The organism is Rhodococcus sp. AB351 (assembly GCF_049538275.1).
In the GTDB taxonomy this organism is placed as follows: Bacteria; Actinomycetota; Actinomycetes; order Mycobacteriales; family Mycobacteriaceae; genus Rhodococcus.
Map to the genome: position 1 here is coordinate 82,764 of NZ_JBMVFW010000005.1, position 14,428 is coordinate 97,191.

The window sequence follows — 14,428 nt, forward strand, 5'->3', positions numbered from 1 at the left end:
GGGCTCGGTCAGGCCAGCGAGATATACAGTTCGGGTTCCCCCCGCTCGGGAATGCAGGCCACCTCTTCTCCGAGCGCCCGATTGATGAGCCCCTCCTTCTCCGCCATCTCGACCTGACGCCACAGTTCGCGGTAGGGGTCGGGCGACGGCCCGTCCAGGACGAACCGAGCGGCGAACTTCTCCCCCACCCGGACCATCGAATCCCCCACGGCAAGCTCTTCCGGCTCGTCGCATCGGTATCCGAACACTGCCGACCATCCTGCTCTCGGATGACAGACGAACACAACGGTCAGGTCACGAATATTACGAGCGCGCAACCGTTCGACGGTGAATTCCATCAGTCCGTCCGAGTCCCGCGTCACCCCGGGTTCCAGACCCGGAACCACCAGTCCGCCGACGAGATACGGCTCGACCTTCACGATCGTGAACGTCATTTCGCCACTTTCTCATCCGGTTCGACAATGGCGATGTAGAGTTCGATACCGTATGCGTGGGGGTAGTACTCGAAATCCCCCGTGAAGGCACGTTCGATCAGACCACGGGCCTCGGCGTCCCAGATCTGCTCCCACAGTTGCTCGAACACCTCGGTGAACCTGTCCCCCACTGCGGAGAATTTCGCATACCGGCCGGCAGGCACGCGCGAGACGAGATATCCCGGGGGTATGCCGTCGAGCGACTCGCAGCAGAATCCGACGGTCTGCGTGTAGTAGGAACCGATCTCCTCGGCATGATCCGTGTACGTCGCGGCCAACGGGCCACGCGTCTCTCCGTTGAGCACCGCCGACCATGCTCGTTCGAGATGCGGGTCGCGGACCTTTCCCAGGGCTCGACGAGGGCTTCGTACGGGAACACCCGCAACAAAAGTTTCACGACGATCCACGATTTGAAACGACATCGGGCTTCCTCCAAGCAAACGCTTCTGCGTCCCCCCCTGCTTCGTGGTGCCGCCCGACATCGGCGCCACGACTGGGACCAGTACGAGCGTATGTGCAAAGGGATACGGTTTCAAACGCAAATCAAAACCAAATTTAAGTATGTTTCGGCCTTGTTTTCATTCTTTGAGTATGCTTTATTGAGAACGTCGAGCCGGTCGGCAAGGACCGGCACCGACCGGATCCGAGAGAAGTCGACATGCGCGTACTCGTCACAGGACATCAGGGTTATCTCGGTTCCGTCTTGGTGCCGATTCTCCGCAACCGCGGCCACGAGGTATTCGGCCTCGACAACGGCACGTTCGCCGATTGCACGCTGGGCTCCGCGCCCCACGACCCGCCCGGAACGACGGTCGACATCCGGGACGTGAGAGCCGAGATCCTCGCAGGTTTCGATGCGGTCGTGCACCTTGCGGCCCTCCCGAACGACCCCCTCGGCACACTTCCGGCGGACGTCGTGCACGATGTCAACCATCGGGGCACAGTTCATCTGGCCCGCTGCGCGAAGGATGCAGGCGTCCGCCGGTTCTTGTACGCCTCGACCTGTTCCGTGTACGGCAATGCCGGAGGCGAACTCATGACCGAGAATGCTCCGCGTCGTCCACTCACCCCGTACGCCGAGAGCAAGGCACGGGCGGAGGATGATCTGGCAGACCTCGCCGACTCGGATTTCGCTCTCGTGTTCTTGCGTTGCGCAACCGCGTTCGGCGTATCACCGCGGATGCGCACAGACATCGTGCTCAACGGATTCGTGGCGTCGGCCGTGCGCACCGGAGAGATCCGCGTACCGTCCTACGGCATCCGATGGCGGCCACTGGTCCACGTGCGCGACATCGCGCAGGCCTTCGCCTGTGCACTCACGAGACCCGAACACGAAATACGGTGTGCGGCCGTCAACATAGGCACCGAGGAGGGCAATGTGACAATCCGTGAGATCGCGGAGTCCGTCGCGCACACGGTTCCGGGGACGACCGTGACCCTCACCTGCGAGTCCGACCCCGACCTCCGCTCGTACCGCGTGGACTTCTCGGCCGGCCGCCGTGCCCTGCCGGACTTCGTTCCCTCGTGGACCACCGCTGCCGGGGTGACGGAGCTGTATCGGAGCCACCTCGACACCGGAATCACCCGGGACAGTTCCGCACACCGCTTCACACGACTCGAGTATCTGCACCGCCTCGCGACCCGGGGACTGCTCGACCCGACCTTGCGGCCGAGACCGATAGGCGCGCACAGTGGATGAGCTGTCGAACGCCACCTCACGAGAGGGGTCGGGCGATCGCCGGATCGGCTCGGTCACGTGAACAGATGTCGTGCGTGTGGTCACCATCACCTGGAGCGCGTGCTCGATCTCGGCTCCGTACCTCGCGACGATCTCTTCCCACCCGTCGAAACGGTCTCCACCACAGCAGAATCGGGTCCCACCCTGGCGATGGAACTCTGTGCGGGTTGCGGACTCGCCCAGCTGGCCGTGACCACCATCGTCCCCGACGAACCTCGAGGACACGAATCGCGGGCCCTGCAGGAACAGGCGCGATCGGCGGTCGAAGCCGTCGAAGCCGACGGATGGCTCCGCGGTAGCACGTTCACCGAGTTCGGTAGCCCGCACAGCGGATCATGGTTGCCGCTGCTCGTCGAGCGGGGCTTCCATCCCACCCCGGTGGGCGCTTCTGCTTCTCTCGTCCTCGATTCCTTCGCGATGATGCACGAACCCGACCAGCGAGCCGGTTTCCTGAAGCGTGCGGCAGCCCTCGAGCCCGATGGCACCTTCCTGATGCAGTTCCAGTCCCTGTCGGCGATCACGTCTCGAGGACGATGGAATACCTTGCGGCACGGTCACTTCGCTTACTACTCCCTGACCGCACTCCGCCGGTTGCTCGGTGACGTGGGCCTACACATCGCCCAGACGTGGATCTTCGATCTACACGGCGGATCGGTCCTGCTTGCAGCGCAACGTGATCCGTGGACGAGTTCGGCACCGGGAACACGGCGCCTGTTGGCCTCCGAACGCGCGATGGAATTGACGAACCCTGTCACTCTCGGCACCTTGCAACGGCAGGCCGACCGACAGGCAGCCGAGTTGAACAGCTGGTTGAAACAGATGCACATGCGGAATCGGAAGGTCTTCGCCTACGGATCGGCCTCCCAGGCCGTCGCTCTGTTCGTCCGGGCTCACGTGGATCGCTCCGTCATGGCCGGCATGGCCGACGGTTCTCTGCCCGCAGCAGGCCACCGCATGCCCGGCACCGACGTTCCCATCGTCGGCCTCGACGCATTACGTGCCGCGGCGCCCGACTGCATCCTGCTCACGGCTCCTGAACGGCTACACGAAGCACGAGTGCAGCTTCCGGAATTCCACGGCCGCTGGTATCTGTCACCGGACGGCCGGAACGGAGTCCGGTTCGGCGGCTGAGCGCTCGGTATCGATGCGGAGTGGACCGGATACTCGTCGCCTAGGAGGCGGTTCTCCAGTAGCGGCGCCACGTTTCCTCGTCGAGCCCGCCGCGCGGAACACCGTCGGTGTGCGCGGCCTCCTCCGCCGCCCGGATCGATCCGGCGAACGCGAGGATCGCCGACCGGAGCGTCGACTCCGTGTCACCCGTGCCGGTGATCCGGACGACCCGCAACGCCTCGGGCACCAGGTCCTCCGGGAGGCCCGCCCGCATCGCGCGTTCGATCACCTTGTCGGCCAGGGAGAGTGCAGGCTGCGCCGTCGCGATCCCGTCGAGGCACGACGCGCGTGCCTTCTCCGCCTTCTTCGCGACCTCCCACGCCGCTTCCTGCTCGGCGACGTCGAGCGGACCGGTGTGGCCGTTGGTCAGGTGCGGGCTGCGCGCTGCCAGCTTGGCGACGAGCGTCGCCGCCACGTCGTCGACCGTGAACTGCCCGTTCGCCTCGGCGATCCGGGAATGGAACAGCACCTGCAGCAGCAGGTCGCCGAGTTCTTCGCGGAGCTCGTCCGGATCACCCGACTCGACGGCGTCGAGGACCTCGTAGGTCTCCTCGATCAGATAGCGGCGCAGACTCTCGTGGGTCTGGGTGACCTCCCAACCCCCGAACGACCACAGTCTGTCCATCACGGCCGCCGCCTCGGCGAGAGCGGTGTAGTCGGTCATGCATTCACCGTCGCCGCGCTGTTCAGATCCACCGAACCCTGCGGCTTGCCGTCGAGAACGAGCAGGAAGTCGGCGATGTACTGCAGCAACGCCACGTCGCGCACCCGATCCGATCCGACCCCGCCGGTCCGCGGGATCGGCAACTGCACCAGACCGCTCGTCGCGCGGTACTGCGCGCCCGGATACAACCGCTTGAGCCGCATCTGCTTCGAGTCGGGCAGCTCCATCGGCGAGATCCGGATCTGGGTGCCGGTGACCGCGACCTCCTCGAGACCGTACTCGCGGCACAGCAACCGCAACCGGCCGACGGACACGAGCCGCTGGACCTCCTCGGGCAGCGGACCGTAGCGGTCGACGAGTTCGTCGACGACCGTGGCGATCGCGGCGTCGTCGTTCGCAGCGGCGAGCTTGCGGTACGCCTCGAGCCGCAACCGGTCGGACGCGACGTAGTCGGCCGGGATGTGCGCGTCGACGGGAAGGTCGATCCGCACCTCCTTGGGTGCTTCGTCGGTGGTGACCGTGCGGCCGTCGGCCGCGGCCCGGTACGCCTCGACGGCCTCGCCGACGAGCCGCACGTACAGGTCGAAGCCCACGCCGGCGACGTGGCCGGATTGCTCGGCACCGAGAACGTTGCCGGCGCCGCGGATCTCGAGGTCCTTCATGGCCACGGCCATACCCGCGCCGAGATCGGAGTTCTGCGAGATCGTGGCGAGCCGGTCGTAGGCGGTCTCCGTCAGCGGCTTCTCCGCCGGGTACAGGAAGTACGCGTAGCCACGCTCGCGCGAACGCCCGACGCGACCGCGCAGCTGGTGCAGCTGCGACAGGCCGAGCGAATCCGCGCGTTCGACGATGAGCGTGTTGGCGTTCGAGATGTCGAGACCGGTCTCGACGATCGTCGTGCACACCAGCACGTCGAACTCGCGCTGCCAGAAGCCCTGCACCGTCTTCTCGAGCGTCTCCTCGTTCATCTGCCCGTGCGCGACCGCGACCCGCGCCTCGGGGACGAGATCGCGGAGTCGCTTGGCGGCCTTGTCGATCGAGCTCACCCGATTGTGGACGTAGAAGACCTGGCCGTCGCGCAACAACTCCCGGCGGATCGCCGCGGCGACCTGCTTGTCGTTGTAGGCGCCCACATAGGTGAGGATGGGGTGCCGTTCCTCGGGCGGGGTGAGGATGGTGGACATCTCGCGGATCCCGGCCATGCTCATCTCGAGGGTTCGCGGGATCGGTGTGGCCGACATCGTGAGCACGTCGACGTGCGTGCGCAGCGCCTTGATGTGCTCCTTGTGCTCGACGCCGAAACGCTGCTCCTCGTCGACGATCACGAGACCGAGGTCCTTCCAGCGGATCCCGGTCTGGAGCAGGCGGTGGGTGCCGACGACGATGTCGACGGTGCCGTCGGCCATGCCCTCGGTGATCGCGCGCGAATCGGATGCGTCGGTGAACCGGCTCAGTCCCTTCACCGTCACGGGGAAGGCCGCCATCCGCTCGGTGAAGGTCTGCAGGTGCTGCTGCGCGAGCAGAGTCGTGGGGACGAGCACCGCGACCTGCTTGCCGTCCTGCACGGCCTTGAACGCCGCACGCACCGCGATCTCGGTCTTGCCGTAGCCGACGTCGCCGATCACGACGCGGTCCATCGGCACCGCCTTCTCCATGTCGGCCTTGACCTCGGAGATCACCGTGAGCTGATCCTGTGTCTCGGTGAAGGGGAAGGCGTCCTCCATCTCCTTCTGCCACGGCGAGTCGGGCGCGAAGGCATGGCCGGGCGAGGCCTGCCGCGCTGCGTACAGCCGCACGAGCTCGCCGGCGATCTCGCGAACCGCCTTGCGCGCCTTGCGTTTGGTGTTGGCCCAGTCGGATCCGCCGAGCTTGCTGACGGACGGCAGCTCACCGCCGACGTACCGGGAGAGCTGGTCGAGCTGTTCCATCGGCACGAACAGCTTGTCGCCGGGCTGGCCACGCTTGCCGGGTGCGTATTCGATGACGAGATATTCGCGGCGGGCACCGCCGACGGTCCGCTCGACCATCTCGACGAACTTGCCGATGCCGTGCTGGTCGTGGACGACGAAGTCACCGGCGTTCAGGGCGAGCGGATCGACCTGGTTGCGACGCTTGACGGGAGTCTTGCGGCCCTCGGTGACCACGCGGTTGCCGGTGAGGTCGGCCTCGGTGACGACCACCAGCCCCGGCACCACATTGTCGTCGTTGCCGGGGAGGACGACGCCCTCGTGCAGGCAACCGCGCATGACACCGACCTGCCCGCGCACCGGTTCGGTGCCCGGTTCGAGCTTCGCGGCGGGGACCTCGTTCTCCTTCAGCCGCTCGAGGATCCGCTGTCCGGTGCCCGCACCGGCGACGACGATCACCGCGCGGCCACCGGCGGTGACGTGGGCGCGCAGGTTCACGAACAACATCGACAGCAGGTCCTCGGAGCCGCGGACCTCGGGGGCCGGCTGCACGTCGAGGACGAGTTCGGTGTCGGCACCGGACGCGAGCGGGCTGAGCGTCCACCATGGTCTGCCCGCGGCCTGCGCGGCCTCGCGCACCTGACGCAACGACCGGTAGGCCGACGCACCGAGATCGAGCTTCCGGCCGTCCACTCCGTTGAGGTTCGAGGTGTCGAGCGGCGCCGCGCCCCCGATCGAGGCGGCGGTCCACGACGCCTCGAGGAACTCCTGCCCGGTGCGGGCGAGATCGCTCGCGCGGGTGCGGACCTTCTCCGGATCGCAGATCAACACGTGCGTTCCGGCGGGCAGAACATCGGTGAGCAACTGCAACTCGCCGGGCTGCAGCACCGGCAGCAGCGCTTCCATGCCCTCGACGGGGATGCCGCCGGCCATCTTGTCGAGCATCTCGACGAGGGCCGCGTCGGCCGGGTTGTCCTGGGCGAGCTGCGCGGCGCGGGCCTTGACCTCGTCGGTGAGCAGCAGTTCGCGGCACGGCGACGCGACGAGCACCGGCACGTCGACGTCGGAGATCGAACGCTGGTCGGCGACGGAGAAGCAGCGCAGTTCGGTGACCTCGTCGCCCCAGAACTCGACGCGGACCGGATGGTCGGCCGTGGGCGGGAAGACGTCGAGGATACCGCCGCGCACCGCGAACTCACCGCGCTTGCCGACCATGTCGACGCGGGTGTACGCGAGTTCGACGAGTCGCTCGACGAGTTCCTCGAAGTCGTGTTCGGTGCCGACCCGCAGCGTGACGGGGTCGATCTCGCCGAGTCCGGGAGCCATCGGCTGCACCAGCGACCGCACGGTGGCGACGACGACCCTCAGTTCGGGTCCGAGATCGCGATCGTCGGGACGGGCGAGGCGGCGCAGGACGTGCAGGCGACGGCCGACCGTGTCGGCGCTCGGCGACAGGCGCTCGTGCGGCAGGGTCTCCCACGAGGGAAACTGCGTGACGCCCTCGCCGAGCATCTCGGTGAGTTCGGCGGTGAGATCGTCGGCCTCGCGTCCGGTGGCGGTGACCACGAGCAGCGGTGACTTCTCGGCCAGCGCCGCCGCGACGAACGGCCGCGCGGCGGGTGGTGCGACGATCTCCTGTTCGGCGGAACCGGCGAGCTCGCCGATCCTGCGCAGTCTGTCGTCGGCCAGCGCGATCCGCGCCAATCCGGACAGTGGGACAGCGGCCGGGGGCACAGCAGACAAGGAAGGCGCTCCTGAGTGTGGGACGAGAACCTTGTCGAGTCTATTCCGCTGTTCCCCCGGGCGTCACCGCGCCGGGGCGCGAGGATGATCACCGTATGGGGACGAGGAGGTCGGCGCTGTTGGCACCGAGATCGCGCGCCGCCCACTCGGCCAGCTTTGCGAGCAGTTCGTCGTCGTCCGCCTCGCGCCGGGTGTCGTCGTCGGCGAGCCAGCGGCGGCGCACCATCCTCAGCAGTGCCGCGCGGGTGCGGGCGGGATCGGCGTCGAGCGCGAAGGTGACGAAGGCGTCGGGTGTCCACGCTTCGATGCCCGATCGTTCCAGTGCCCCGGTGAGCTCGGGGTCGGCGGTGACGACGGCGTCGGCGTGGCACAACAGCGCCACCGAGGTCACGTGCGCCTCCCTCGGTCCCGTCACGTGCGGCACCTCGCGGAGCACGGTGGTGGGCCAGACCACCCGGGCGTCGGGGAAGGCGCGGTCGAGTTCGGCGAAGAGGAAGTCGCGGGCGGGACGCAGCAGTTCCTGCGGCAGTCGGCGGTCCACTTCCGCGATGATCCCGTCGCTCCAGAAGGGTTGGTAGAGGCCCTCTTCGGCGAGGGCGAGCGCCACATCGCGCAGGCGGGGGCGGGCGAGGACCGTCGCACCGAGCACCACTCGAACCGGCATCGTCACCCTTCGTCGAATCGTCGGAACGGACCGTACCGTGCTGCCGCGACGGGCCGCGTCATGCTGTCAGAACGGGTCGTACAGTCCTTCGCGCCGCGTGAGGTCGGCGAGTCCGTCGAGGACCGTCGTGACCACCTCCGCCTGCTGCTTCGCGAGTTCGAGGACGTCGGAGCGCGACACCCTCCGGTGCAGGCCGTGGAAGTCGGCGGCGAGTGCGCCCGTGTCGACCAGGCGGGCGACGTGTCGGCGGGAGCAGCCGAGGACGTCGGCGGCCTGGGCGATGGTGAGCAACGACGGCACGACACCGATCGTCACGGCGGTGTCGGGCCCGAACCGGTCGAGCAGACCCGCCAGCGCCGCGGGGGCCTCCTCGGCGGAGAACGGCCCGAAACTCACGACTGCAGCCGCAGACGGCGCTCCACGAACTGCCGGAAGTATTCGAGCTTGTTCGCCGGCACCAGCGCGGGCAGGATCATCCGCCACATCGCGCCCGTCTGTTCGGCGAGCCGTTCGGTCGCCTTGAGGGCGTTCGCCATGATCCGGGCGCCCATCGCCTGCTCGAGCAGCAACAGGGAGACGGCGTGGACGTCGACGTCCTCGACGAGGTCGCCCTCCTCGGCGGCCCGGGCCGCGAGTTCCTGCAGGTTGTTCTGCCAGATCTCGTAGGGCCGGTGCTCGGTGCCCTGGTAGTCGCCGATCTCGACCAGCAGCCGGAACATCGCCCGCACCACGGAATCGGTCTCGGACATGTCGACGTGCAGGACCGACAGGTCGATCAGTGTCTCGAGCGCCGGGGAACGGCGGTCCATCTTGGATTCGGCGGCGGCCTCGAAGCGGAGATAGCCGGAGTCGATCACCCCGCGCGCCAGTTCTTCCTTCGAACCGAAATGGAAGTACAGCGCACCCTTGGTGACGCCGGCCTCCTCGATGATGTCGCCCAGGTTCGCGTCCGCGTACCCGTCGCGCACGAAGATCGTCGCTGCGCCCTGCAGCACCGATTCGCGCGTCACCTCTGCGCGTACTTGTCGTCCCACCACAGCCTGCCTTCTCACGGGTATCCCAACGATAACGCCACTTACCTGAAAGTAGAGAGCAGACGGTCCCGAAAACGAGAGGACTATTCGGAAACCGGGGGTTCCCCGAGCTTGGGGTCCGCTTCCAGACCGATGAGGCCGTTCCAGCACAGGTTCACGAGGTGGGCCGCCACATCCTCCTTCGACGGGGTGCGGCGGTCGAGCCACCACGTCGCGGTGGTGGCGACCATGCCGACGAGCGCCTGGGCGTAGAGCGGGGCGAATTCGGGGTTGAGGCCCCGCCGGGAGAAGTCGCCGGTCAGCAGCTCCCCCACCTGCCGCATCGCCTCGTTGAGCAGGCTCGAATAGGTGCCTTCCTCGGCGGACATGGGCGAGTCGCGCACGAGGATGCGGAAGCCGTCGGTGCGTTCCTCTATGTAGGTGAGCAGCGCGAGCGCGGCCCGCTCGACGCGGATCCTCGACCGGTTGCGGGTGAGGCTCTCGGTGACCATCGACATGAGAACGGTCATCTCGCGGTCCACGACCACCGCGTAGAGGCCTTCCTTACCGCCGAAGTGCTCGTAGACGACCGGCTTGGAGACCTGCGCCCGCTGGGCTATCTCCTCTATGGAGGTGCCCTCGTAGCCGCGCTCGGCGAACAGGGCGCGACCGATCTCGATGAGCTGTTCCCGACGCTGCGTGCCCGTCATCCGGATCCGCGGAGCGCGCTCGGTTCGCTTCTGCGACGCCTGCGACACAGGTCCTCCTTCGGCGGCGCGACGTACTCGAACGTTCGACAGCCTATCCATTCCCGATCGCGCCACCCCAGGTTCGACGTCGACGCCGTCTCGTGCGAGGATCGGGGGCGCACGCCCGCCGGTTCCGCCGCGGGGGTGTGGCAGTCCGCCGTGGTGTAATCGGCAGCACCTCTGATTTTGGTTCAGATAGTTCAGGTTCGAGTCCTGGCGGCGGAGCGGGAACCGTCCCGGGGAGCCTCAGCGCTTCCCCGGTGCACGCACGGACCGGCGTGCAGAAACGTGTCGAGGGAGCTACATGCAGGTGCAGACCGCGATCGTCGTGCTGGCAGCCGGAGCAGGAACAAGGATGCGGTCGAAGACACCGAAGGTGTTGCACACCCTCGGTGGACGCACGATGCTCGCGCACTCCCTGTACGCCGCCGCCGCACTCGGACCCGCCCATCTCGTCACCGTCGTCGGGCACCGCCGCGAGGAGGTCTCCGCCGAGGTGAGCGCCGTCGCCGCGGGTCTCGACCGCGAGATCCTGGTGACCGTCCAGGAGGAACAACTCGGCACCGGCCACGCCGTGGAGTGCGGCCTCGGTGCCCTCCCCGACGACTTCGACGGCACGGTCGTCGTCACCGCCGGCGACGTCCCGCTGCTCCGCCCCGACACCCTGCAGGAACTGCTCGACGCGCACCTCGACACCGAGCCGGCCGCCGTCACCGTCCTCACCACGACGGTGTCCGAGCCCACCGGCTACGGACGCATCGTGCGCACCACCGACGGCGACGTCGCCGGGATTGTCGAGGAGAAGGACGCCTCCCCGACGCAGCGCGCGATCCAGGAGATCAACACGGGCGTGTACGCCTTCGACGCGGCCGCGCTGCGATCGACCCTCGGCAAGCTGAGCGCCGACAACTCGCAGGGCGAGCTGTACCTGACCGATGTCGTGAAGATCGCCCGCGGCGAGGGCCACACCGTCCGCGGTGTGCACACCGACGACGCCGTGCAGGTCTCCGGCGTCAACGACCGCGTCCAACTCGCGGCACTGACCACCGAACTCAACCGGCGCCTGCTCGAGCACTGGATGCGTGAGGGCGTCACGGTGATCGACCCGGCCTCGACGTGGATCGACGTCGACGTCGTGCTCGGCACCGACGTCACCATCCACCCGGGTGTGCAGTTGCGCGGCCGCACGGTGATCGCCGACGACGCGGAGGTCGGCCCCGACACGACGCTGACCGACGTGCAGGTCGGCGCCGGTGCCACCGTGGTGCGCACCCACGGCTCCGACGCGGTGATCGGCGCGGAGGCCACGGTCGGCCCGTTCACCTATCTGCGTCCCGGCACCGAACTCGGCGCGTGCGGCAAGCTCGGCGCCTTCGTCGAGACGAAGAACGCGCAGATCGGGGCGCATTCGAAGGTCCCCCACCTCACCTATGTCGGCGACGCGGAGATCGGCGAGCACTCCAACATCGGAGCGTCGAGCGTGTTCGTCAACTACGACGGGGTGAAGAAGTACCGCACGGTCGTCGGGTCACACGTCCGGACCGGGTCGGACACGATGTTCGTCGCTCCCCTCACGGTGGGCGACGGCGCCTACACGGGCGCCGGAACAGTACTCCGTCGCGACGTTCCTCCGGGGGCGCTGGCGGTGTCGGGTACGCCACAGCGCAATATTGAAGGATGGGTCCAGCGAAATCGCGCCGGTACCCCCGCTGCCGAGGCAGCATCGAGAGCACAGCAGCAGCACGACCACGATCGCCAGAAGGACGGCCAGAACCAGTGACCAATTGGATCGACAACCAGAAGAACTTGATGCTCTTCTCCGGCCGGGCCCATCCCGAGCTGGCGGAGCAGGTCGCGAAGGAACTGGGCGTCCCCCTCACCCCGCAGACGGCACGGGACTTCGCGAACGGTGAGACGTTCGTGCGTTTCGAGGAGTCGGTGCGTGGTTCGGACGCCTTCGTGCTGCAGAGCCATCCGTTCCCGCTGAACCAGTGGGTCATGGAACAGCTCATCATGATCGACGCGCTCAAGCGTGGTTCGGCCAAGCGCATCACCGCGATCCTGCCGTTCTACCCCTACGCCCGTCAGGACAAGAAGCACCGCGGCCGCGAGCCCATCTCCGCCCGCCTGATCGCCGATCTGCTCAAGACCGCCGGCGCCGACCGCATCATCACGGTCGACCTGCACACCGATCAGATCCAGGGCTTCTTCGACGGTCCGGTCGACCACATGCACGCCCAGGGCCAGCTCGCCGAGTACATCCGCGGCAAGTACGGCGTCGAGAACATCGCCGTGGTCTCCCCCGATTCCGGTCGTGTGCGTGTCGCCGAGAAGTGGGCCGACACCCTCGGTGGCGCACCGCTGGCGTTCATCCACAAGACCCGCGACCCGCTGGTGCCCAACCAGGTCAAGTCGAACCGCGTGGTCGGTGAGGTCGACGGCCGCACCTGCATCCTGATCGACGACATGATCGACACCGGCGGCACCATCGCCGGCGCCGTGAAGATCCTCAAGGAGGCCGGCGCGGGCGACGTCATCATCGCCGCCACCCACGGTGTGCTCTCCGATCCGGCCGCCGAGCGCCTCGCTTCGTGCGGCGCCAAGGAGGTCATCGTCACCAACACGCTGCCGATCCCGCCGGAGAAGCAGTTCGACTGCCTCACCGTGCTGTCGATCGCTCCGCTGCTCGCGCAGACGATCCGCGAGGTCTTCGAGAACGGCTCGGTCACCTCGCTGTTCAACGGGGTCGCCTGACCTTCCGCTCGACGACGGGGCAGACTTGTCCGGGTGTTCACCGGATTTCCCGTCGCGGCCCTCGACTTCTACGACGATCTCGAGGCCGACAACAGCAAAGCATTCTGGGCCGCGCACAAGGCCGTCTACGACGACTGCGTGCGCGGCCCGATGCTTGCCCTGCTCGCGGAACTCGAGGAGGAGTTCGGGGAGGGCAAGGCCTTCCGTCCGTACCGCGACGTGCGGTTCAGCAAGGACAAGCTGCCGTACAAGACCCATCAGGGCGGATTCGTCTCCGTCGCGCAGAGCGTCGGTTACTACGTCGAGATCAACGCCGCGGGGCTGCGGGTCGCCGCGGGCCTGTTCCACGGCTCGTCCGACCAGATCGCCGGATACCGGGCCGGGGTCGATCACGACCGTCGCGGCCCCGAACTCGGGAGGATCGTGCGCAAGCTCGAGCGCGCAGGATACGAGATCGGCGGCGACCGGTTGAAGTCCCGGCCGCGCGGCGTGGACGCCGATCATCCCCGCATCGAACTCATGCGTCACCGGTCGCTGTGGGCCGGCCGCACCGAGATCTCCCCGCCGTGGATCGACAGTCCGCGCACCCTCGAGGAGGTGCGTTCGGCATGGCGCGAGTTCCGGCCGCTGGTGCGCTGGCTCGCCGCCGCCACCGCAACGTGATCCGGCAGACCGGGTGGTATGGAAATGCTGTGTGGCGCAATGGTTTGAAGGACGCGCCGGGAGGGGAATGATCTTCGTCACGCCGCGCGAAATCGTCGCAGGTCGTGCGAGACCCCCCTCCCCTGCGTAACTCGGCTTTCACCTAAAGTGGCACCTCGTGACCGACGCGCAAACTCTCGAAGCCCCTACGGAAAACGCGACAATCCGAACGGTCCGACGATGGTCGCCGGGTGCGTGCGTCTGGTGTGGTGACACCGACTCGGTCGAGGTCTTCCGCAACGAACCTCGCTGTGCCACATGCCGTAAGCACGAAGCCGTCATCGACGAGGCCCGCAAGTTCATGGGCATGTACGGCCTGCGCCCCATCGGCGGCACCCTGCAGTCCGACGACGAGGAGGAGTACGAGCACCGCCTCGCCGCCCGCGAGGCCCGCCGCGCCCTCAACGACATCCGTCTCGCCGAGCAGCCCGACCCGGCACTCGTGCGCAAGGCGCTGCGTCCCCGCGCCGCCGCGATCACCGAGAGCCACACCGGTTCCTCCGCGCAGACCTCCACGCGTCCGTCCTCCGCATCCCGAAGCTCGTCCTCGTCCTCCTCGCCCAAGCCGGCGAAGACCGCGGCTCCGGTCCGGACGGGTGCCGTGGACGTCGAGGAGATCCAGACCCGCGCCCTCGCGCTGCTCGATCAGCTCTCCGCGATCGACGCGCAGCTCGCCCTCGTGGCCGAGCAGAGCGGTCTCGCCGCCCGCGCCCGCCGCAGCGATCTGGAGAAGCAGAAGGCGACGATCCTGCGCACCCTCGCCGCACTCGAGAAGGCACGTCTGAGCGCATCCGGCAGCTAGTCGCCGGACCGCACCACCGCAGCCCCGCCCCGCTCCGTCGAGTCCGCTC

At 67.7% G+C, this 14,428-nt stretch carries 14 protein-coding genes and 1 tRNA gene; 7 read left to right on the forward strand and 8 right to left on the reverse strand.

Annotated elements, in window-relative coordinates; genetic code table 11:
• Window positions 1-8 precede the first annotated feature (8 nt).
• Both ACPCXD_RS12735 and ACPCXD_RS12740 read right to left on the reverse strand, forming a co-directional pair.
• Window positions 9-434: a hypothetical protein gene (locus tag ACPCXD_RS12735; protein ID WP_016691478.1), complete on the reverse strand. Its 426-nt coding sequence runs from the start codon at window positions 432-434 to the stop codon at window positions 9-11.
• Window positions 431-895, reverse strand: coding sequence for an effector binding domain-containing protein (locus tag ACPCXD_RS12740; protein ID WP_026060997.1), 465 nt, complete (start codon window positions 893-895; stop codon window positions 431-433). Before ACPCXD_RS12740 ends, ACPCXD_RS12735 begins: the two co-directional genes overlap by 4 nt.
• Window positions 896-1,131: 236 nt before the next feature.
• Here ACPCXD_RS12740 and ACPCXD_RS12745 point away from each other — a divergent pair, with 236 nt between their 5' ends.
• Both ACPCXD_RS12745 and ACPCXD_RS12750 read left to right on the forward strand, forming a co-directional pair.
• On the forward strand, window positions 1,132-2,172 hold the full coding sequence (locus ACPCXD_RS12745; protein ID WP_016691476.1) for an NAD-dependent epimerase/dehydratase family protein: 1,041 nt from the start codon (window positions 1,132-1,134) through the stop codon (window positions 2,170-2,172).
• Window positions 2,173-2,271: 99 nt separating this feature from the next.
• Window positions 2,272-3,342 (forward strand): NAD(P)-binding class I SAM-dependent methyltransferase, encoded by a 1,071-nt coding sequence (locus tag ACPCXD_RS12750; RefSeq protein ID WP_229567407.1) that lies wholly within the window; start codon window positions 2,272-2,274, stop codon window positions 3,340-3,342.
• Window positions 3,343-3,382: 40 nt separating this feature from the next.
• On the opposite strand, the gene ACPCXD_RS12755 is transcribed toward ACPCXD_RS12750, so the two are convergent.
• From ACPCXD_RS12755 to ACPCXD_RS12780, 6 genes are all read right to left on the reverse strand, one after another.
• Window positions 3,383-4,045 carry a nucleoside triphosphate pyrophosphohydrolase gene (locus ACPCXD_RS12755; protein ID WP_016691474.1) on the reverse strand — a complete coding sequence of 221 codons (663 nt, stop codon included), beginning with the start codon at window positions 4,043-4,045 and terminating at the stop codon, window positions 3,383-3,385.
• Window positions 4,042-7,695, reverse strand: coding sequence for a transcription-repair coupling factor (gene mfd, locus ACPCXD_RS12760; protein WP_229567406.1), 3,654 nt, complete (start codon window positions 7,693-7,695; stop codon window positions 4,042-4,044). The genes ACPCXD_RS12755 and mfd overlap by 4 nt, the downstream gene beginning before the upstream one ends.
• A gap of 88 nt (window positions 7,696-7,783) precedes the next feature.
• A complete protein-coding gene (locus ACPCXD_RS12765) occupies window positions 7,784-8,359 on the reverse strand; it encodes a PIN domain-containing protein (RefSeq protein ID WP_423659829.1) in 576 nt (191 codons plus the stop codon).
• Window positions 8,360-8,425: 66 nt separating this feature from the next.
• Window positions 8,426-8,755, reverse strand: a complete 330-nt coding sequence (locus ACPCXD_RS12770; protein WP_088899102.1) for a helix-turn-helix domain-containing protein — start codon at window positions 8,753-8,755, stop codon at window positions 8,426-8,428.
• The gene (locus tag ACPCXD_RS12775) at window positions 8,752-9,393 is read right to left on the reverse strand and encodes a ScbR family autoregulator-binding transcription factor (protein WP_267499189.1); all 642 of its coding nucleotides are present in this window, start codon (window positions 9,391-9,393) and stop codon (window positions 8,752-8,754) included. The genes ACPCXD_RS12770 and ACPCXD_RS12775 overlap by 4 nt, the downstream gene beginning before the upstream one ends.
• An 83-nt stretch (window positions 9,394-9,476) precedes the next feature.
• Window positions 9,477-10,082, reverse strand: a complete 606-nt coding sequence (locus ACPCXD_RS12780; RefSeq protein WP_172415033.1) for a TetR/AcrR family transcriptional regulator — start codon at window positions 10,080-10,082, stop codon at window positions 9,477-9,479.
• A gap of 192 nt (window positions 10,083-10,274) precedes the next feature.
• Between ACPCXD_RS12780 and ACPCXD_RS12785 the strand changes: the two genes are divergently transcribed.
• The 5 genes from ACPCXD_RS12785 to ACPCXD_RS12805 all read left to right on the forward strand — a co-directional run bounded on the left by ACPCXD_RS12785 (window position 10,275) and on the right by ACPCXD_RS12805 (window position 14,379).
• A tRNA-Gln gene (locus ACPCXD_RS12785) sits at window positions 10,275-10,346 on the forward strand.
• 79 nt (window positions 10,347-10,425) lie between these two features.
• Window positions 10,426-11,901 (forward strand): bifunctional UDP-N-acetylglucosamine diphosphorylase/glucosamine-1-phosphate N-acetyltransferase GlmU, encoded by a 1,476-nt coding sequence (glmU, locus tag ACPCXD_RS12790; protein WP_258259808.1) that lies wholly within the window; start codon window positions 10,426-10,428, stop codon window positions 11,899-11,901.
• On the forward strand, window positions 11,898-12,875 hold the full coding sequence (locus ACPCXD_RS12795) for a ribose-phosphate diphosphokinase (protein WP_006553847.1): 978 nt from the start codon (window positions 11,898-11,900) through the stop codon (window positions 12,873-12,875). Before glmU ends, ACPCXD_RS12795 begins: the two co-directional genes overlap by 4 nt.
• 33 nt (window positions 12,876-12,908) lie before the next feature.
• Window positions 12,909-13,538, forward strand: a complete 630-nt coding sequence (locus tag ACPCXD_RS12800) for a DUF2461 domain-containing protein (RefSeq protein WP_160873891.1) — start codon at window positions 12,909-12,911, stop codon at window positions 13,536-13,538.
• A 157-nt stretch (window positions 13,539-13,695) separates the two neighbouring features.
• Entirely contained in the window at window positions 13,696-14,379 is a 684-nt protein-coding gene (locus tag ACPCXD_RS12805) for a hypothetical protein (protein WP_026060991.1), read from the forward strand.
• The last annotated feature ends 49 nt before the right edge of the window (window positions 14,380-14,428 follow it).